The sequence below is a fragment of the Flammeovirga sp. AWQ4_249 genome, from assembly GCF_056161045.1.
Genome location: NZ_JBSWYJ010000006.1, coordinates 87,238 through 107,214 on the forward strand (window position 1 = coordinate 87,238; position 19,977 = coordinate 107,214).

Genomic DNA, 19,977 nt, shown 5'->3' on the forward strand with positions numbered 1-19,977 from the left:
TACATAAACATTTGCTTATGGATTTCACTTTACACCAACTCAGAGTATTCCTCAAAGTAACTGAATTACAGAGTATTACTAAGGCTTCTGAAGAACTATTTTTAACTCAACCTGCAGTCTCATTACAGCTCAAAAAACTACAAGATCAGTTTGAATTACCACTTACAGAAGTCATTGGAAGGCAATTATACATCACTGAATTTGGTAAAGAAATCGCTGAAAGAAGTAGAAAAATATTAGCAGAAACAGAAGAAATTAAGTTTACTGTAGATCAATACAAAGGCCTTGTTTCTGGATCAATTAAGATCTCAGTTGTTTCTACTGGTAAGTATGTAATTCCTTTTTTTCTAAAAGATTTTATGGATAAATACCCTGGTATAGATATCAGTATAGATGTTTCAAATAAGGGAAAAGTAATTGAAAATTTCATTAAAAATGAAAGCGATTTTTCATTAGTATCGGTTTTACCTGACGATCTTAAATATGATAAAATTGAGTTGATGCACAACAAGTTATACCTTATTGGAAGTAGTCAATTTAAAGACAAGATTAAAAAACCAAAAGACCTTGAGAAGGTTACTTTACTCTTTAGAGAAGAAGGCTCAGCTACAAAAAATGCAATGCAGAATTACTTAAAAGAAAAAGGAATTAAAGTAAAAAAAGCGATGGAATTGGTCTCTAATGAGGCAATTAAGCAAGCTGTTTTAGCAGGTTTAGGAGTTTCCATTGTACCACTGATTGGTATTCGTTATCTCTTAGAAAATGAAAGTATTCAGTTTTTTGATTTAAAAGGGCTTCCTATAGAAACAAAATGGAATCTTATTTTCAACAAGGGAAAAAAGTTAACCCCAGCGCATGAAGCTTTTGTACAATTTATAGAAGAGCATAAAAATGAGATTACTTTAAAGCACTTTGGATGGGCTGTATAACCGCTTCAGCATTATTTTCAGTAGAATCTTCCTCAATTTCTTCACGCTCTTTCCCTATCAATTCGTTATAAATACTATCAAGATCAGCTATATCTGCAGTATCGTAATCAAAGTAATGTTCATGAATAGCTTCAATCCCTTTATGATCTCCAAAATTTAAAGAATCGATAAATAATTGATTTACATGAGACCTTTTAATATAAGCTACTTCCTCAAATAAGGGGTCTTCAGTAACAGGTACATTAGAAGTTGTCCAAAATTTAGAGTAAGTTGTTTTTTCTTTAGCATTAATAATCAATTCATTATTCTCAAAAGAATATGTTCCATTTACCTTTAGGTATCTTGATGTTGTTGCATTTAATGAATAACCAATATTATAGGTAATGTTTTGCTCATCTAAAATCAAATATTCAGCATTATATACATCATTCCAAAGACGAACTCCATAGTATTTTTGTGTATTTGTAATAAGGTCTCTTAACCCATTATTATTAATAGGTTCAGGATCTTGATTGCAAGAAAATAAAATTAGAATAATCAGAATATAAAATTGATTAGTAATGGTTTTCATCTAGTTGAAAATTGTATTGAAAAAACATCTAAATATACTAAATATTTGACGTTTAACAAATCGTTGAAAGTGTATTATAATTGCATTTTTCGGCTATTCTATTTTATATTATTACTAATTTTTTGAAAGGGTATAAAGGCTTTTCTATCCAATGAAACATAATAGACTCTGTTCTTTCGAGGTACTAAATAGGCCTTTAAAATATCTTTTTCCACAACATGAATACTATCTTTGTTTATTTCCAATTTAGCGTGAACTTGACTTTTCAAATTGGCATATATAAAATATAAATGAATAGAATCTTTGTATATTTCAATGTTTCCAAATGTGCCTTTAGCTAAACTATCTTCCTTCGTAATTTGCAAATACCTTAAAGTATCTAATTGATATGCACCTTCTATTTTTGTTATTTGATTTGTGTGTGGTGTCTCAATTTTATCTCTTCTATGCCCATTACAAGACAATAAAAGAAATGATAAAAGAATCATTAATTTTCTCATACTGTATTAACTCATAAATAGTTATAGTTGTTTTTTGTATCTTCATTTAGATTAAAGAAAATTAATATGCCCCACTTATTTGTCAATCGTCCTCGAATGCATAGTATTCTACAAAAGGATCCTACCTTAAAACATCATATAATTTGGGAAACAATGAATGCGATTGTTTATAAAGTTGGTGGAGTATTATTTACAGTTGGTAGTATTTTTTATTTACCTCAATACAGTGAATATGGGGATTGGGGAGTAATTATGCATATCATAGGCTCAATTTTATACCTTATCGTTGGTGGTCATAACTTATTAGAAGTACTTCAATATCAAAAAAAAATAGGCAAACACATTCGGAAAATCAGATGGGAAGTAATTGCTTCCATAACCTATTTTTTAGGCTCATTACAATTTACTATTGGTGGATTTATGTTTCTTTCTTCATTTAAATGGGTAGTATTAGGAGCTTGGTTTTTTATTTTCGGCAGCTTATTTTTTGTAATTGGAGCAACAATTAATGTCTTGTTGATAGTATATGAAAAAAAAATATTTACACTTCAATTAATGAATCTAACAGCGATTACTTTTGTTTCGGGATCAATTGTTTTTTTGATAGCAACAATCCCTTATCTATGGGATATAGAAAGTAAAAAGGACCTCTTAGTGATGAATACATTTTTAGCTTGGTTATTTATTATTGGGAGTGCATTATTCTTATTGGGAGGAATATTCAATTATTGGAGGGCAAGAATTATTATGAACCATCAGATGGCAGCGATAAAAAAAGCATGAAATGATAAAATAGTTTTCGTTTCAAATCTTCACCTGTTTTCACAAAAATTCTAAACACAACAGATACAAATTGTAGAAGTGCCTTTTTTATGTAGAATAAGTGTTACTATAAAACGATTCTCTATCCGTATTCTGCTTCTCAAAAATCTATATTGTGGTATTAATTGATCATAGTAAAAAACTATGATCTCAACCACAATGAAATGATGAATATGGACTATCGAATTATACTATCCAATTTTTTATTACTCTTCTGCTTTTCAAACCTTCATGCTCAACAACTTAATGAATTGGTTGAAGCAGAAGATCTAATGGTAGCAGGTACCATTGAGCTTGTAGAAAAAGAGTTTGCCTCTGAAGGGACTTATGTCAAAATGAAAAAAAATCCGAACCCTTCTACTATGCAATTGACAGTTTCTGATATTCCTTCCAATGGAATATACACTTTAGCTATTTACTCTTTTAATGGTGGAAGTGCTCAAGAAATTGAATTATCAATCAATGGTACAACGGATTTAGTTGTAATCACAAATCCTTCCAATTGGGCTTATCAAGACTCTGCTAAAGTAACAGAAGTAGATGTTGAATTAGCCGCTGGTAACAATACTTTGGTTCTTAAAACAGGAAATGACAATTTATTTATTGATCGCCTAAAGGTTGCTGAAAAGGTATATCCTCAACCTATGAATGCTGTCTTTATTATCATCGATGATTTGAATGATTATATAGGTGTAATGGGTGGTCATCCACAAACGCAAACGCCTCATATTGATCGACTCGCAGCAGAAGGTGTGTATTATTCCAATGCACATTCAAATGCTCCTATTTGTGCTCCTTCTCGTTCTAGTTTCTTGTCTGGATTATACCCATCAACCACAGGAAATTTTGCATTTGATGATATTTCTGAGAACACAACGCTTTCCAATTCAAAATACTTAATGGAATATGCGGAAGAAAATGGGTTTATGACCTACAGTACGGGCAAAATATTTCATCGATCAAAAGATAATCCTTTAGAAAATGCTGGAATTAAGCCTGATCAAGGTCCACATGCATGGGATGGTACTGCTCCTATTGTTCATCCTTCTATTCCTGAACCTTTCCGAAGTTCTGGAGGCGTTCTTGATGCATCTTTTGCTCCCTTATCGGATGTTCCTGAAGGAGGATGGAGAAACAATTATGACGGAAAAACAGCCTTTCATTATGCCAATGATACAGATCGTGATAAGATGACTGACGAACTGAGTGCTGATTTTATTATCGATATGATCGATCAGCATGAAGCCATGAAGGCGAATGGAAATGAGCAACCTTTCTTTCTCTTTTATGGAGGGATGAAACCACATACTCCACATGTCGCTCCTCAATCATTTTTCGATAAATTTCCCTTAGAAACTTTAATGATACCTGAAATTTTAGAGGAAGATCTGAAAGATACCTATCGTGAACATTATAGTACTGCTTCATTTGATAAATATGATGCCTTGATACAATCTTATGCTACGGAGGAGGAAGGTATTAAACGCTATCTCCAAAGTAAATTGGCGTGTACAGCGTTTGCAGATAGTTTGATTGGTGTAGTCGTTGATAAAATTGAAAATAGCTCATTTGCTGATAACACAATGATTGTATTGGTATCGGATCACGGTTTTCATGTTGGTGAAAAATTTTATTTAACAAAAAATACTCTTTGGGAAGAAAGTACACGAATTCCCATGATTATGAAAGTACCTGGATATGATGCTTCTAAAGGTAAAGAAGTGAAGCACCCAGTGAGCTTGATTGATATTTATCCTACTTTCCAAGACTTATTGGGCATGTCAGGAGATACCAAGAAAAATAGCAGTGGAGCAGATCTTGACGGACACAGTTTAAGGGCATTTTTAGAGAATCCAAATACTACCAATTGGGAAGGGCCGAGTGTTGCATTAGAGTCTGTTCATAACCCTCATTCTAGCGAAGTAGGACTTCAAAATTATGCATTAAGAAGTCACCAATACAGATATATACGATATGGTTCTGGAAAAGAAGAGTTTTATGATCATTCAAAAGATCCAAACGAATGGACAAATCAAGTGAAAAATCCAGAATATGCAGATGAAATCCAAGCATTCAGAACGCAACTTCAAGAAATGATTCCACATGCAAACTTTGTCAATACCAATTATATTCCATTTACTTTCTATGATAATTTTGAAGAGTATAGTCTAACGTATGACCTCACAAAATCGGGCTATTCTCAAAAAGTAACCACGACCACTATGGAAGTAGTACAAGAAGATGGAAATCAATTTGCACGAAGTGTTTCTCAAGGCGATCAAGTGAATTTCAGAACGAAAGTCAAAAATCTCACACCTGGTCAACTGTACTTCTGGGAAGCGACGGTAAGATGTGAAAACAACATTAATTTTGGTGCTTATGATTCAGAAATAAATACAAATACGTCACGAAGCATTGAAGGATGGGAAAGTTTTAGTTTAGCCCTTCGACCTGATATTGAAAAGTGGAATAATGGACTTATACTTACTCCTTATATAAGTACGCAAGGTAATGCGACATTGGATGTAGATGAAATAAAAGTGATCAAAGCTGAAGTAGCTATTCCTTACAATTTTGATATAAATCCTGACTTATTAGTAGTTGGTGAGACGTATACTTTTGAAGCTATTGCCACACCTTCTTATCAAGATCTTGCATGGAGTATTGAAAATATTTCAGGTGAAGCTACCATTGACAATGAGGGAGTTTTGACACCTATCTCAGCCGGTACTTGTTTACTTAAAGCAAGTATGTTAGGGTACGATGATGTCTATGATAGTATTTACGTAGAAATATGGGATGAACAGCCCAACTTTGTTCTTTCAATAGATGCCCCAACAGTACCACTAGAAATTGAACAGGGCTATCAGCTCAATTATTCGATTTCTCCTGATATTCACCAAAGAGTGATTTGGTCAGTGGATGATGAATCAATCGCTGTAATCAATAAAGCAAATGGTTTTATTATTGGAAAAGCTGATGGAAAAGTAAATGTTACTGCTCAACTCTATGATGATAATTCTATCTCTACAACCATAGCAATAAATGTAGGTGAAGGAGAAATTGTAAGTTCAGCAAGAAAAAAAGTAGGCAAACAATTGGAAAACTCTTCTGATGATTATTTTAAAGTTTATCCAAATCCTTCCACTGGAATCTTTATTATTGATGGAGATGGTTTGACGGCAAAATATAACGTCTATAATGCATTAGGTACGTTGATTTTAAGCGATTACAGCAATCAGTTGGATCTATCAAACCAACAGCCTGGGCTTTATTATCTTGTTTTTGAAAATGGAGAAGTAAAGAAAATAATCAAGGAGTAATTCTATATAAATAAGAACTAAAGAAGGTAATAGAAAGGCCCTAAATAAACAGTCCGTATATTTTGAAAGAATTATACGGACTGTTTATGTATATGCAGTATTAATGAAAGGTGGTATTAAAAATTAACGGTATAAATTATTCAGTTACATTCCAAACAGTGGGAGGGAGTGGGGAATATTTACAACTAATAGTCAACTGATGTAAGTAGTCTTAAAAAATCATAATTCCCATCATTAATTTCTTTTCTTAAAAATGTTATATTAAAATATTGTGAAATATAAGGTACAACCTTCGATTTAATATTCTTTACTAGATTATCAATATATTCTTTATTATAATCATCATAATTTATTAACTCGGACATTAACTCTGTTTCACCTATTAATGTTCCATATCGTCCACTATAATGCCAATACTCTTCATGTAATTTACCTAGAGAATTAGAAATCTCTTTTGATTTACCTCCTATATTTATAAAGTATACTCTACTATTGTACTTTGATTTTTGAAGGTTCGTAATAATAAATCCTTTTTCAAGGTTAAGTACCCAATAATTTCCTCTTTTTTTTTCAAATGAGGATTTTATCATTTGTTGATTAAAATAACTTATCGTATCCATATCTTATAAAGTTTCTCAACTTTCAAGTTTAAATATTTGTATGTCCCAAAGGATTATTCAATTGTTTATAAAGACTCATTAATGAATATTTTTCTAGCAACGGATCCACTACAAACCATCTCCCCAAACTAACATTATAATAATAGAAACCGACCTTCTCTTGCTTCTCGATACCTGTCCAATTCATATCAAATGGGGAGATAACACAAAGTATTAATTTATGTAATACAAGTCAATAAGTTAACTAATAAAAAGCTACTAACTTAATGAATTATAGTTAGCTCCAAAGAAACACCTGAGAAGTTTTTGAGCAAGCATCAAGATATTTTACGATTGGTTAAGAAGGGTTATTCTTCTAGGGAGATACAGAAGATTTATAAGTGCTCACCGAATACGGTGATGAAGGTGAAGAGGTTGGGATGAAAAAAAGCTAACCTATTTGGGATAGGTTGGGATGAAAAAAAGCTAACCTATTTGGGATAGGTTGGCTTTTGAAACTTTGTAATAAAAAAAACGTATCCTATAATTTAATTCTTAGTGACGACTGACGCCTTAAGACTAAGATTAATGTGATAGACCTAAATACATTTTAAAATTTTACCAATTTAATGACCAATATATCTACAAATAGTCGGAAAAAGTTCACTATATTCTACTTGAACTTCAGAATTAATGTATAAATCTTTATGAATTTCATATTGAATAGTGCCTTGATATTTATCATTATCGACTTTATATTCAAATTCCCAATATAAAGTTCCTTTTGCTTTTTTTACTTTATCAACTATGATCCCTTCAGTAACTTTACTACCAAATAAATTAAAAATTATTGGTCTGTAGGTCAAAAGAGTTAAAAATACCAAAAATATAAATAATGATATTTTTGTGCGAAAATTTTTACTAATGTCTATCATTCCAATCATCTACTATTCCATTTACTTTTGTTTTCATGTTAGCAGTTGTCCTTCCTGTAATACCGCCAGATACTTTATCTAAACCAAATTGATTTTGATAATTTTTCTTATCTACAATATTAATTATTTCATTAGCTTCTGTAAACTGTTTTATAATTAATGTTTTAACCATTTGCTGCTTTTAATAAATTCTCTGTTGTTAAGTCATTTCTAGTATTATATACATTTGTTGCTACTTGTAAAAAAAGTTCAACTCCTCCAACAATAAATGCACCTAATAGTGGGTTCTCTCCATTTTCATCAATATACTTAATAAGATCGTTAGCAGCATATACATATGGTGATTGTAATAGAAATTCTTCAAATTTTGGATCAATTGTAAATAATGCCTTGCTCCATAATAATAGAAACCGATCTCCTATTGTTTTTAGATACCTGTCCAATTCATCTCAAATGGGGAGACAATTCAAAGTATTAATTTATGTAATACAAGTCAATAAATTTTTAATTTACGATAAGTTCAAAGGAAATTCAGAAGATCTGTAAGTGCTCGCTGAATACTGTGATGAAGTTGAAGAGGTTGGGATGAAAAAAGCCAACCTATTTTGGGAGTAGGTTGGCTTTTGAAATTTTTTAATAAGTTAAAAGCTAATTCAATAACCAAGTTCGGAGTATGTTAATGATTAACTTACGGAAAAGAAGTATTGGAAATAATTTATTTTATTAATACTTTATCAATCTATAAAGCTCATCCCTACTTCTTTTATATAAAAGATCAGTTTTTTTATAACGAATTCCTTGAAAAATAAATACCGTTGTCAAACTATCTACAACAATATTAATCACTTCATTCACTTCTTCGCCTGGAAATTTTTGTCCCACTTTTGGAAACGTAGAATACTTAAGCCTATAAGTTACATTAATATTTTTTCCATTTTTATAAACCCAAGACCCTTTATTTAAAATTATCCCAGGTTCAGACTTAAAAAATATGGAATCATCATCATACTTTGTTTGAGTAGATGTAACAAAAGAAAATAGAGAATCATTATCAAAGACTAATATTGAAAAAGAAGAATAACTTCTAGTGCTTATTTCCTTCATACCTAAACTCCTTTTTTCCCAATTAATCGAATCTGGTATCCAAAATCCTTTTACTTGTGATCTACAAACCATTACTTTAAAAAGCAATAATGTTATAATTATATATTTCATACTATTTCTTTTGTACATTAAACGGAACAATTACTCTAAAACTACTTTGCCAAAAATAATTAAATAGTCTATTTTTTTCTATCTCCTACACATCCATGTGTACACCGCTTTTCAGAACCATTTGCATTAATAGTAGTCTTTCCATGCCCATAATAACCTCTATCAATTTGACCTTTTGAAGGGTTTAACCTAATTCTTCCATTCCCATAAGGACCACCTACATCATTCATTTTTTGTGGCCCATTAGAATCTCTTGCTTCTTCAGTTAAATTCATCCAATAATTCCCAATACGAATTGGTGCGGCTCCATCAGCACCACAAGAAAAAACATCATTAGCAATCAATACTGGATCCTCACCATTACCATAAATTTCAAGGATCCTTGTTGAAGCACCTTGATCATTAGTTCCTGTCATAATATATTTAACGAGCATTTCATACCCATCAGTTTTAGTAACTTCCTCTCCGTCTTTATTCGTATAAGTTACTTCTTTTCCTTCATGCCATTGCCAACTAGCATCTTTTTGTCCTTTTGCCTGATAATAAAACCAATCCATACCATCAGGATCAATATAATTAATTGGATTATTTGCAGTATAATGATATGGAGTAAAAGAAATACTATGCTCTGTTTCAGCCAACGGATCCACCACAAACCATCTCCCCAAACTGGCATCATAATGCCTTGCACCATAATCATAGAAACCAATCTCCTCTTGCTTCTCCTTCCCATTATATTGGAACTTATTGTCAGGTGAGCCTTGCTTCTCGGTACATGTCCAATTCATTCCAAATGGGTAGACAACACAAAGTATTAATTTATGTAATACAAGTCAATAATTTCACTAATAAAAAGCTACTAACTTAATGAATTATAGTTAGATAAAAAGAAAGTCTTAAGAAGTTTCCAAGTAAGCATCAAGATATTTTACGATTGGTAAAGAAGGGCTATTCTTCTAGGGAGATACAGAAGATTTATAAGTGCTCCCCGAATACGGTGATGAAGGTGAAGAGGTTGGCTTTTGAAACTTTGTCATAAGTTAAAACCTTATTCAATTGGTGAGCTCGTAGCGACACTCCAAACAGTGGGAGAAAATCTGAATGGTAAAATTAAAAATACACAAAGAACAAATTATCCTTCCCATCGGATGATGCGGTAAAAAAATCTATCTTCTTGGCCTTGCAAGAAGCTACAAAGAAATGGACAATACCAATCCTAAATTGGGGAGTAATTTTGAATCAATTTCAAGTATTATACAAAGAAAGGATCAAGTTTTAAACCCGATCCCCTCTTGTAGTACTTACACACTTAATGAAAGAGTGTCTTTTATTTAATAGTAAATTCCTCAATTAACTTATATTTTTCTGTGTTAGAATTAAATTCTAAAATTTGGGTAAGCTTTCCGTTATTATATTCATATACTAGATTATATCTTCCACAATTTGATTGTTCCGAAACGATAAGAGAATCATAATTATAAGTTTTATTAAGACCAAAATTGAATAATTCTATAAATTCACTTTTTTGAGCCCCAAAATATATTTGGTAAAATATAGTATCACCTTTTTTTATTATAGTATCTTTAATTAAAATATTCTCAATAAAAGTTCTTTCATAAATGAATTCACCTTTATATATCTTAAATAGAAATACAGAATCATATTCAATCTGATTAATAGAATCATAATCAGATTGAATATAGCATTTCAGTTTATCTATATTATCTGTACTTACATCTTCACCTTCAAAAGTAATAAATATGTATATCACAGATACAAGTAATGCTAATACTATTACTATGTTATAAATTTGATTCACTTGAAACCTCATCATCTTCTGCTTTCATTTTTTCACCCACTTCAACACAAAATTATTTCATATATTCACAAAGAAAATTGTTAAATTCCACATTTTCTCCATTAATTAAATACTCATGATCACTAGTATCACCAAATAATTCAATTATACTATTTTTTAGTCTCCCTGCAGCTTTTCTTAATTCAACTATATCATTCTTAGACCCTTTATATTTTGATAGTAAAGACATATAATCATTCATGTTTTTTTGAACGTGAATTAGTGACTCATGACCCATTACATAAAACTCTTCAGCTATATTTCTTTCTTGAGACAAATTTTATTGAATTGCTCCGCCAACGGATCCACCACAAACCATCTCCCCAAACTGGCATCATAATGCCTAGCACCATAATCATAGAAACCAATTTCCTCTTGCTTCTCCTTCCCATTGTATTGGAACTTATTGTCAGGTGAGCCTTGCTTCTCGGTACATGTCCAATTCATTCCAAATGGGTAGACAATACAAAGTATTAATTTATGTAATACAAGTCAATATTTTTTATATTACGATTAGTAAAGAAGGACTATTCTTTAAGGGAGCTTCAGAAAATTAGTAATGCATAAAATAAAAAAAGCCACTTCAAATTTCTTCAAAGTGGCTTTTCATATTATCGGATAACTAACTTTTTATTCGATTTATTTCCTTCATTATCTGTGATAACAATTATATAAGTTCCCCTTGGAAACGAGGAAGTAGATATTGTTAAATTTGAATGAAATACTTGAGTGGTTATTCTTTTACCCATAATTGTATAGATTTCTATAACTTTTTGAGTACCATCCGCTTTTGCTTTTATATTTACTTGATCTGAGGCTGGATTAGGAAATAAAGTAAATTGAACTTCTTGATTTTGATCTAAGGAAGTCACTAATTCTTCCCTTGTATTACTGCTATCAATTCTCAATTCAATTTCATCTAACCAAGCTGCACCAACTGCATCTTTTGGTCGCCAGAAACCGATTTGACCTACCAAATCTTCTTCTCCAGTCGTAAAACTTATTGAAAAACTATTGTAAGAAGTATTCGAAATCAATTCTTCAAAATATTTGGTTCCATTGGCATCTTTCACATATAAACGTGCTGGTATAGATGGATTTTGAACTTTAGCATTAAAAGTTAAAATATACTTGGTATTGGGTGCAGTTACAAAAAACTGACTTGCTCCACCTTTTTCATCAATTTTTAATGAAGTAGAACCTGCAAATGGATTATTTGTTTCTGTTGTTACTCCTCCATATACTGACCAACCATAAAGTCCATCTTCAAAATCAGGATTAATGATTGCATCTGAAATCGCATTTCCTGTGCTGTTTATTTTACAAGTCGCCGATAGATTGTTTTGACCAATTACAGAAGCAGTTATTGTTGCAACTCCTTCTGCGTGTGTCAATACAAAGCCAGTTTCATCTACAGTACAAACCGCTGTATTGTTGCTTGACCAAGTCACTTCATAATTTGCATTTCCTGCTACATCTGCTGTCAACTGTACAAACTTACCTGTTACCAAATTTGCCGTTGATTGTGATAAAGTAATTCCAGTGGCTGCTGTAGGATTACCAACTTTGACCACACAATTCGTATAAATTTGCCTTAAATCGATCACCCTAGCTGTAATGACCGCATAACCTTCTTCATGAGCAGTCACTATCCCATTTTGATCTACTGTTGCCACAGAAGGGTTACTACTCAGCCATTCAATGACATTATTAAAAGCATCAGCAGGTAAGATAGCCCCAGAAATTGTTTGTGTCGTATTGACTGACATATTCAATGAAGTCGTGGACAAATCTACAGACGTTGCCCAAATTTCTTCATCATGTAAAAGTCCTAAGAAATAAGGGTGCAAGAGTTCTCTTTCCCAACGAACCATCAAAGAATCCAAAGTATCTCTTGTCGCTCTAAAATCAGTATTCCAATATAAGTTTTCTGTATCCTCTTCGCCAACATTAGTACTTAGATCAAATAGCTTTTTATTACTTCTATCTTTGTGATAAATGATTTTATGATCAATATTTCTAACTGCATGACGGTCATTATCAAACTTTTGAATAAAAATAGATTCATGAGGGCGATTCGAATTTTCTCCAATCAAATAAGGAATTAAATTCTCACCATCCAAAGGTTTAGAAGGATCTGTTGGAGAAGATGATAATTCAGATAAAGTGGCAAAAATATCCAACGAAGAAACAGGGTAATCATAATCAACTCCTTCCTCTAAAACACCTCTCCATTGCATAGCAAAAGGTACTCTAAAACCACCTTCAAATACATCACTTTTTCCACCTCTTAGGATCCCATTGTCTGAGGCATTTTTAGGTTCAGGTCCACCATTGTCTGATAAGAAAAAAACAATGGTATTTTCTTCTAAATTAAGAGCATCCAATTGATCCAATACTCTTCCTACACCTCTATCAACGGCATGAACCATTGCTGCATACGTTTGTCTTTTGCTGTCTGAAATATGAGAAAATAAGGCCAAATCTTCCGCTTTCGCTTGAAGTGGTGTATGCGGTGCATTGTAAGACAAGAATAAGAAAAACGGTTCTTCTTGATGTCGTTCAATAAAAGCAACAGCTTCTGAAGAAAACTCATCCGTAAGGTATTCATCCGTTTCCTCTGGTGTATGATTTCTCATGATCCATGTATCATAACTTTCTTCTTCATTTACTGCTTCGTAACTGTCTTCAATCACTAAATCTTCTGGAAAATAATTGTGACCACCTCCTAAATGACCATAGAATTCTGTAAAACCTCTATTCAATGGATGGTTAGAAATATGTGCTCCAAGATGCCACTTTCCAATAATGCCAGAACTATAACCTACTTGACCAACAGACTCTGCGATTGTTTGCTCATCTAACGGAATCCCCTGATTAGGGTCATTAATTCTGTAGAGTGGATTACGTCCAAAACCAAAACGCTGTTGGTATCTTCCTGTGATAAAACCTGCTCTACTTGGACCACAAACTGAGTAAGTTGTATAGCCACTTGTAAAACGCACTCCATGATCTGCTATTCGATCAATATTTGGTGTAGGAATATCTGTTGACCCATTAAATCCAACATCAGCATACCCCAAATCATCCGTCATAATGACAATCACATTGGGCTTACTGTTGTCATACGTTACTTTGGGTTTTAGAATAAATTTATCCAACAAAATAGTTGTTGTATTTGCTGAAAAAAGTAAAGTGTTGTTTCCCGCCAATAGATCCACATTCAACACAGAAACTTTTGCAGAATCTTCGTATGCCCAGTTGGACGGAACAATGTTTAAGGTAGTGTTTTCCCCTCCATTAATAGACAGGTTTACCGTTTGTGAAACACCTCCATTAAAAGCATAAACATGTAATCTGTAAGTTCCTGCTTCAGGAATGTTTTGGAAGGTTAGTTCAAGGGATCCAAGAGGATCTTTATTTAGTTTGACAAAATCACCATTAGAGGCAAACTCTTTGGTGACAATAGTTGCATTTCCGATTAGCGAACCATTTTCTGCTTCCACTACTTGGTGAAGTTCATTACTCCATGCCAATGAACTTGACAAAAGTAGCCCTAGGAATAACATTAAGTAAGGTGTATTCATAGCTTCATTTCATTGTATTTATTTAATTCATTTCAATACACAATTTAGATGAAGGCATAGGAAAAATAGAGAGAGATTCGTATTAAACTAACAGATATTAAACAAATGAAAAAATAGTAGCATAAACTCGACTTTTATTTCCGAATTTGATAATATCAAAAGATATTTTTTACCTTTTTTTAGATTATCTATTTAGAATTTAAATCATACTGGTTCTTTACCTAGTATTATTCACAATAATCTCCAATATATAGAAACATCGTTACTTTTTGATAAATTAAACTACTATTTTTGTTCTATTATTATCACAAGTTGAAAAGCTAAATATTGCTTTCGGCAATACTCTAGCATATACCAATTATTAATAGGTTATATTATCAATGAAAAAATTATTACAAGTAGTTATCACGTTATTATCCCTCTTATCAGCATGTCATAAGTCTGATGAAGTGTATCCATCTGAAAATGAAAGTGGACTTGTTTATTATGAAAATAAGGATTTTAACTTTGAAGAAGGAGATCCAATTCTACGATGGAAATTAAATTTACTAGATAGTACAGTAGAACACCAAGTTATTGTAAAAACAATGCTTAGTAATAAAGTAGAAGATGTTCGCATTTATGGATACAAAGGTACCATGAAATCTTTTGATCATGCTACTGGACAACTAGTTATTTCAAATATAGAAAGTTATGAAAGTTGTAATGAGAGTTCATCAAATCTTAGAAATAGGGATATAGAAATCAACCTACCTTTTTATTGGTTGATAGAAGATTTTAGGTTTGAATGTCCAAGTATGTTTGAATAAAAATAAGGAGAGAAGTTTCAATATTAGGAGCTTCTCTTTTTTTTATATTTTCTACATTACTATTTCTTCTTCTTTTTCAAGTACTAATGGTGCTTTATTTCTTTTGGATAAAAAGTAAATACCAATCATTGGCCCTATAGATAGTACTGTCAAAATATAAGGTAATTCATGGTTTAATTTTAAAAATTGAAGAAGTTGAATACTGATAATTGTAAGCATATAACCTATACAGTTGACGATTGTTAAAGCTGTTCCTTTCAACTCAGAAGGTGCATTCTGAGCAACTAACGTCGATAATAATGGGGAGTCTGCTACAACTGACATTCCCCAAATCAATAAAAAAGATAGGAATAAGAAGGGTACTTCAAATTGAAACATAAAAGGAGCCAAAAGGCAACATAATCCTGATATAAATAATGCCACTTTTGCTACTTTTATTGTTCCAAACCTTTCAGCTATTATACTACCTAATACACAAGCTATACCTCCTGAACTTATGATACAAAATGACCATAAAGTAGTATTGTAATCCTCTTTTTGATAGGAGTCAAAGTAATACTTCAGCATCAAAGGAATAAAAGCCCAAAAAGTATATAATTCCCACATGTGTCCAAAATACCCAAAGGCTGCATGCCTAAATTTAGATTCTTTAAAGATCAATGGAATACTCTTTAAATTCACCTTATTAGTGGATTTTCGAAACGGGCCGTCTGGTACTAAAAAGAACATTAAAAGGCCCCCTACTAAGGCAAGAAAAGAAGTCGAAAATAAAACGGTAGTCCATAGTAAGTCTCCTTTTATATCACTCAATAGATGTGGTAATGCTGTACCAATGACCAAAGCACCTACTAAAAAACCAAGTGATTTTCCTAACCCTTTATCAAAGTAATCTGCCGCTATTTTCATCCCGACAGGGTAAATTCCTGCTAAGAAGAAACCCGTTAAAAACCGAAAAATTAAGAGGCTTGATAAGGTGTTTTCATTCCAAGTAATACAAAAATTGAAAGTAGCTCCCAATAAGGCACAAACAAAAAATACTTTTGACGGGGAAAAGCGATCTGCTATAGAAAGTAGTGCAAAAATGAGTGTTCCTAAAATAAAACCCAATTGGACAGATGAAGTCAAATAAGCAAGAACACTTGTGTTCAAATTAAACGTTGTGATCAATTCTTCTAAAACAGCATTTCCTGCAAACCATAGTGAAGTACAAAATAACTGAGAAAATACGATGATCGATAATGTAGCTTTTGAATTCATCTGTAATTTTGATTATGGTAGTCAGTGTATGATACTCTTAAAACATCTCAAGGCAGAAAGAATTGCGCCTTCCATTTTTCCAGGAAATTGAGCATCCGTTTCAGTCCCTGCAAACCATAGTTTTTGATTGAAATAAGACTGTAATAAAAGAGGATGTCCATTATTTTGATGCGGATTTGGCACTATTGGATTTGCTCCTAATACGTGTTCGTCAGTCCATATTTTGTCTTTGTAGAGCACAGGTGTAGCTCCCTCTTTGCCTAAAAATTGAGAGACTTGTTCTATCACCATTTTTTCTCTTTCTTTCGCTGTATAATGAACTGCTCCTCCGTTTAGGAAGCCTGTAAAACCAAATTTATCTTCTTCAAAATTCGTATGATCATACATTTCAGCAATAATACCACCTTGTGTATAAATCATTCCTGAATATCCTTTTGGTCTCCAAAAATTACTAGCATATTCTACAACGAACTTTATCGACCCTGCCATCCAAGTATGTACAGTTGGTAACAATGATGTCAGGTGTTCTGGCAGCTTGGGTGAAAATTGAATGTCAGAACCAATAAGTTGTGGTGGCATACAAATGATCACTTTATCTCCTTCAAAAGTAGTTCCTGCTTCTGTTGTAATATTTACCTTATCCCCCAATTCGCGCACTAATTTTACTTTAGCATTCAATTCAATCTGTACATTTTTTAGTTGTTTGCTTAAAGCATCCGTCAAATGTTGTGTTCCACCTTTAATCCTGTAAGAAGGTGTATCCGCTTCTCCAACATAATACTCTTCTGGAGCTTGGTAACTACCCGATTGCAATAAATATTTCCCGGTATAGTATTGAGGAAATTTTTTGATTCCCAGAAAATCAAGTATTGAAATTAAATTTTGGTGTACATCAAAAAACCATGTTGCTCCCAACTCCAAAGGAGTATCCAATTTTCCTTTTAATGTTTCTATTCTACCTCCTAACCTTGAAGAGGCTTCCAAAATAGTTACAGGAATATTCTCTTTTGATAGAAGATATGCTAATGTCAAACCACTTAAGCCTCCTCCTACGATAATGATTTTTTGTTTAGTATTCATTGTTAGCTTCACTAATAACAATAAAGTTATTATTCCTTTTTTAAGTTGAGTGAAAAATACTTGTTTAAACAAGTATTTACAAAGAAATAGCTTTTGGTAATAACTTGCAAATAGAATTTTTATAAAAAAAGCCTATTAATTGAATTAATAAGCTTCTTTCGGATAACTCTATTGTTATATCCTTTAGTACACGAACTAGTATAAGTATAGATTGTTTCCGTCTCTTTCGAAAATATTATGCCTTATGTAGTCTTACAGATTAAAACATTTCACTATATATTTCCCTATCTTCATCAGTGATAATGAAATCAACTACATCTGGTTTATCCTCTGAATAGATGATAAAAATACTATCACCTTGACTCACACTTCTGTATTCTTCTTCTGAGACAATATCATATACAGAAATAGTATTTTGCTCTTGATTGCTATAAGTAATATATATTTCAAACCCTTCAGAATCTCTTTTTTTGGTATTAAGTGCTAAATGCTTTTTGTTTGATACAAGTGCTTTGCCGACAGTTCCGTTTTCAAGTAAATAATTACTTTTCGCATTCTCAAAGTGTATTCCCGTAAAAATTGTACCTGGAATCATTCCAGCACCTCCACCTAAGAATACGAAAAGGAGTACATTCTTTAGTGCCGGCGACATTTCCTCTCCTTTTGTATTAAACGTTACGAGAAATGAAATTAAAGAGACAATAACTCCTAAAAGACAAAGAAATGCGAAAAGCATTGGAGATCCGCCTACAATTGACATAGGGCTGTAATAAATTACTCCAATTGAGAAGAAAAACAAGATAGCAAAGATGCTTCTTTTCAGAATTGTGTTCATAGTATAAACTTTAAGTTTGTTGAATTATATAGTTTATTTAAAATTAAGTATTTCAAATATTAATACAAAAGATGTGCTTTTAAATTACTTTTTTATCAATACGTTGAGCACATTTTGTTTTTGTCTTGCTTTTACTTTTTTATACTCTAGTATTCGATTTTGTAATTGATGGAATTCATCTTTTATTTGCTCAGCTTGCACTTCTGTAATTTCCATATTATTGAAATCCACTAAGCCGTATTTATCTTTAATTAATATAGAGTTTTCCTTTATAGTAACTTCTTTTAATTCTTTATTCAAAGTATAAGTCCTCTCTGCATTTATCTCAAATTCTAAGTCATGGAAACTTATTACAGTCGTTAATGCTCCACTTTTTCCTAATATCCCTAGCATCAGTACATCAACTCCTAAAGCAATCATTCCTCCTAAAACAGGGAAAGTTTTTAATTCCTTCAAATCATATAACGAACCATAAGTCAATAGTAAACTTGTAACAAATATTACACTACCAACTACAAGATGAAGGTGTATTTTCGTAGGAGATAGTTTCCGAGTTAATACAAAACAATTCTTCTTTTTAAAGCGTCTTTTGAAAAAATTGAATCTGCTCAATGAAGTAAATAAAGTAGTTAATCCGATACCACTAACTGTATACGCTAAAGGTATAATTCTAAGACATGAAAATAACTATCTAATGATAATGTGACAAAGCTTATAAAAAGGAGTTTATATTCTTTGGCCATAAACGATTGTTTGCTTAGATACTTTTTAATTGATTTTATGTCGTTTAAATCTATAAAAAAAACTTGAGGTATCCTTTTCTACTAATTTATCAATACTACTTCCTTCATATCTATAAAGCGTATATAAATTCCATGCCTCTGATCGATATGCTATTAAACGCTCATTCATAAAGTAAAAAGTACTTTCTTCATCCATTCCATCAGAATTGTAATAATATTTTTTTATTGTAAAACTTTGGTCTTCATTAAAATATTCTTTTTGTGCTACAAAAGTTGCAGTATCAAAATCAATAACAATTTCTTTATTATCTGTAATGCTTATTATATAACCCTTTGCTATTTCCTTTCCTTTCTCATCATAACTCAAGCCGTATAATAGTTTTTTAGAAGATGCTTCATTTACTATCGTTAATGTTGTTGTATCTGATTTTTCTAATTTAGAATAGGCATATCGATCAATCACAACTTGAATTTCTTCTTTGTTTGTTGTGTTTTGACAGGAAATTAAAATGTGTATCGATATTAAGAAAAACACATAATAAAAAGTTGTCATCTTAATTTTCTTTGAAGATTTGTTTCAAAATTTTAATAAAAAATGAAAAAGTAAAACCTATTGAAATAAGGATAAGATGGATCCCAATAAAGATATATTTTGATTGTAAATCACCTTCCGAAAAGTTAAGCTGGGGAAAAACTAGCCAAATGTAACTGACGATTAAGATGATAAAAAGTAAGCCTCCAAACTCTGTTCTTCCAAAATGTTCTTCGTTTTGTCCTTTGCTATTCATATTTGATATTATTTAAATTCTTATTAGTTGGATAAATAACCGAAACCTTACTGCATGTAGTTAAGATATCATTTTTTTAAGGAAGCTCCATTACTACATCGTTATTGTAATGGAGCTTTTGTGTAA

24 protein-coding genes and 1 pseudogene are annotated in these 19,977 nt (G+C 31.8%); 7 read left to right on the forward strand and 18 right to left on the reverse strand.

What is annotated here, in order from left to right; translation table 11 throughout:
* The first annotated feature begins 17 nt into the window (after positions 1-17).
* A complete protein-coding gene (locus tag ACXAHM_RS07105) occupies positions 18-929 on the forward strand; it encodes a LysR family transcriptional regulator (RefSeq protein ID WP_474959720.1) in 912 nt (303 codons plus the stop codon).
* Here the strand turns inward: ACXAHM_RS07105 and ACXAHM_RS07110 are convergent.
* Positions 898-1,500, reverse strand: coding sequence for a hypothetical protein (locus tag ACXAHM_RS07110; protein ID WP_474959721.1), 603 nt, complete (start codon positions 1,498-1,500; stop codon positions 898-900). The genes ACXAHM_RS07105 and ACXAHM_RS07110 overlap by 32 nt on opposite strands.
* 98 nt (positions 1,501-1,598) lie before the next feature.
* A complete protein-coding gene (locus ACXAHM_RS07115; RefSeq protein ID WP_474959722.1) occupies positions 1,599-2,000 on the reverse strand; it encodes a hypothetical protein in 402 nt (133 codons plus the stop codon).
* A gap of 66 nt (positions 2,001-2,066) precedes the next feature.
* Here ACXAHM_RS07115 and ACXAHM_RS07120 point away from each other — a divergent pair, with 66 nt between their 5' ends.
* Both ACXAHM_RS07120 and ACXAHM_RS07125 read left to right on the forward strand, forming a co-directional pair.
* Positions 2,067-2,783 carry a YrhK family protein gene (locus ACXAHM_RS07120; RefSeq protein WP_474959723.1) on the forward strand — a complete coding sequence of 239 codons (717 nt, stop codon included), beginning with the start codon at positions 2,067-2,069 and terminating at the stop codon, positions 2,781-2,783.
* 212 nt (positions 2,784-2,995) lie between these two features.
* Entirely contained in the window at positions 2,996-6,145 is a 3,150-nt protein-coding gene (locus tag ACXAHM_RS07125; RefSeq protein ID WP_474959724.1) for a sulfatase-like hydrolase/transferase, read from the forward strand.
* 185 nt (positions 6,146-6,330) lie between these two features.
* Here ACXAHM_RS07125 and ACXAHM_RS07130 read toward each other — a convergent pair whose 3' ends face one another.
* Both ACXAHM_RS07130 and ACXAHM_RS07135 read right to left on the reverse strand, forming a co-directional pair.
* Positions 6,331-6,765: a DUF4304 domain-containing protein gene (locus ACXAHM_RS07130; protein ID WP_474959725.1), complete on the reverse strand. Its 435-nt coding sequence runs from the start codon at positions 6,763-6,765 to the stop codon at positions 6,331-6,333.
* A gap of 28 nt (positions 6,766-6,793) precedes the next feature.
* Positions 6,794-6,952 carry a hypothetical protein gene (locus ACXAHM_RS07135; protein WP_474959726.1) on the reverse strand — a complete coding sequence of 53 codons (159 nt, stop codon included), beginning with the start codon at positions 6,950-6,952 and terminating at the stop codon, positions 6,794-6,796.
* Between the two features lie 119 nt (positions 6,953-7,071).
* On the opposite strand from ACXAHM_RS07135, the gene ACXAHM_RS07140 reads away from it, so the two are divergent.
* Positions 7,072-7,188: a helix-turn-helix domain-containing protein gene (locus ACXAHM_RS07140; RefSeq protein ID WP_474959727.1), complete on the forward strand. Its 117-nt coding sequence runs from the start codon at positions 7,072-7,074 to the stop codon at positions 7,186-7,188.
* A 182-nt stretch (positions 7,189-7,370) separates the two neighbouring features.
* On the opposite strand, the gene ACXAHM_RS07145 is transcribed toward ACXAHM_RS07140, so the two are convergent.
* From ACXAHM_RS07145 to ACXAHM_RS07165, 5 genes are all read right to left on the reverse strand, one after another.
* Positions 7,371-7,610 (reverse strand): hypothetical protein, encoded by a 240-nt coding sequence (locus ACXAHM_RS07145; RefSeq protein ID WP_474959728.1) that lies wholly within the window; start codon positions 7,608-7,610, stop codon positions 7,371-7,373.
* Between the two features lie 55 nt (positions 7,611-7,665).
* The gene (locus tag ACXAHM_RS07150; protein WP_474959729.1) at positions 7,666-7,851 is read right to left on the reverse strand and encodes a hypothetical protein; all 186 of its coding nucleotides are present in this window, start codon (positions 7,849-7,851) and stop codon (positions 7,666-7,668) included.
* Entirely contained in the window at positions 7,844-8,122 is a 279-nt protein-coding gene (locus tag ACXAHM_RS07155) for a hypothetical protein (RefSeq protein WP_474959730.1), read from the reverse strand. Before ACXAHM_RS07155 ends, ACXAHM_RS07150 begins: the two co-directional genes overlap by 8 nt.
* Positions 8,123-8,402: 280 nt before the next feature.
* The gene (locus tag ACXAHM_RS07160) at positions 8,403-8,894 is read right to left on the reverse strand and encodes a hypothetical protein (RefSeq protein ID WP_474959731.1); all 492 of its coding nucleotides are present in this window, start codon (positions 8,892-8,894) and stop codon (positions 8,403-8,405) included.
* Positions 8,895-8,962: 68 nt separating this feature from the next.
* Positions 8,963-9,682, reverse strand: coding sequence for an RHS repeat-associated core domain-containing protein (locus ACXAHM_RS07165; RefSeq protein WP_474959732.1), 720 nt, complete (start codon positions 9,680-9,682; stop codon positions 8,963-8,965).
* Between the two features lie 137 nt (positions 9,683-9,819).
* On the opposite strand from ACXAHM_RS07165, the gene ACXAHM_RS07170 reads away from it, so the two are divergent.
* Positions 9,820-9,933 carry a hypothetical protein gene (locus tag ACXAHM_RS07170; RefSeq protein WP_474959805.1) on the forward strand — a complete coding sequence of 38 codons (114 nt, stop codon included), beginning with the start codon at positions 9,820-9,822 and terminating at the stop codon, positions 9,931-9,933.
* A 52-nt stretch (positions 9,934-9,985) separates the two neighbouring features.
* Positions 9,986-10,173: pseudogene (locus ACXAHM_RS07175) on the forward strand (IS256 family transposase); the annotation flags it as partial.
* A gap of 48 nt (positions 10,174-10,221) precedes the next feature.
* Here the strand turns inward: ACXAHM_RS07175 and ACXAHM_RS07180 are convergent.
* The 4 genes from ACXAHM_RS07180 to ACXAHM_RS07195 all read right to left on the reverse strand — a co-directional run bounded on the left by ACXAHM_RS07180 (position 10,222) and on the right by ACXAHM_RS07195 (position 14,339).
* The gene (locus ACXAHM_RS07180; protein ID WP_474959733.1) at positions 10,222-10,728 is read right to left on the reverse strand and encodes a hypothetical protein; all 507 of its coding nucleotides are present in this window, start codon (positions 10,726-10,728) and stop codon (positions 10,222-10,224) included.
* 37 nt (positions 10,729-10,765) lie between these two features.
* The gene (locus tag ACXAHM_RS07185) at positions 10,766-11,029 is read right to left on the reverse strand and encodes a hypothetical protein (protein ID WP_474959734.1); all 264 of its coding nucleotides are present in this window, start codon (positions 11,027-11,029) and stop codon (positions 10,766-10,768) included.
* Positions 11,008-11,199, reverse strand: a complete 192-nt coding sequence (locus ACXAHM_RS07190; RefSeq protein ID WP_474959735.1) for an RHS repeat domain-containing protein — start codon at positions 11,197-11,199, stop codon at positions 11,008-11,010. The genes ACXAHM_RS07185 and ACXAHM_RS07190 overlap by 22 nt, the downstream gene beginning before the upstream one ends.
* A 164-nt stretch (positions 11,200-11,363) precedes the next feature.
* A complete protein-coding gene (locus ACXAHM_RS07195) occupies positions 11,364-14,339 on the reverse strand; it encodes a sulfatase-like hydrolase/transferase (protein ID WP_474959736.1) in 2,976 nt (991 codons plus the stop codon).
* Between the two features lie 380 nt (positions 14,340-14,719).
* Between ACXAHM_RS07195 and ACXAHM_RS07200 the strand changes: the two genes are divergently transcribed.
* Positions 14,720-15,148 (forward strand): hypothetical protein, encoded by a 429-nt coding sequence (locus tag ACXAHM_RS07200; RefSeq protein ID WP_474959737.1) that lies wholly within the window; start codon positions 14,720-14,722, stop codon positions 15,146-15,148.
* Between the two features lie 51 nt (positions 15,149-15,199).
* Here ACXAHM_RS07200 and ACXAHM_RS07205 read toward each other — a convergent pair whose 3' ends face one another.
* The 5 genes from ACXAHM_RS07205 to ACXAHM_RS07225 form a co-directional block, all read right to left on the reverse strand.
* Positions 15,200-16,405 carry an MFS transporter gene (locus tag ACXAHM_RS07205; protein WP_474959738.1) on the reverse strand — a complete coding sequence of 402 codons (1,206 nt, stop codon included), beginning with the start codon at positions 16,403-16,405 and terminating at the stop codon, positions 15,200-15,202.
* Between the two features lie 21 nt (positions 16,406-16,426).
* Positions 16,427-17,485, reverse strand: a complete 1,059-nt coding sequence (locus ACXAHM_RS07210) for a flavin monoamine oxidase family protein (protein ID WP_474959739.1) — start codon at positions 17,483-17,485, stop codon at positions 16,427-16,429.
* A gap of 259 nt (positions 17,486-17,744) precedes the next feature.
* Positions 17,745-18,320 (reverse strand): hypothetical protein, encoded by a 576-nt coding sequence (locus ACXAHM_RS07215; protein WP_474959740.1) that lies wholly within the window; start codon positions 18,318-18,320, stop codon positions 17,745-17,747.
* An 84-nt stretch (positions 18,321-18,404) separates the two neighbouring features.
* A complete protein-coding gene (locus tag ACXAHM_RS07220) occupies positions 18,405-18,776 on the reverse strand; it encodes a hypothetical protein (protein ID WP_474959741.1) in 372 nt (123 codons plus the stop codon).
* Between the two features lie 312 nt (positions 18,777-19,088).
* Complete coding sequence (locus ACXAHM_RS07225; protein WP_474959742.1) at positions 19,089-19,616, reverse strand: hypothetical protein; 528 nt, start codon at positions 19,614-19,616, stop codon at positions 19,089-19,091.
* Between the last annotated feature and the right edge of the window lie 361 nt (positions 19,617-19,977).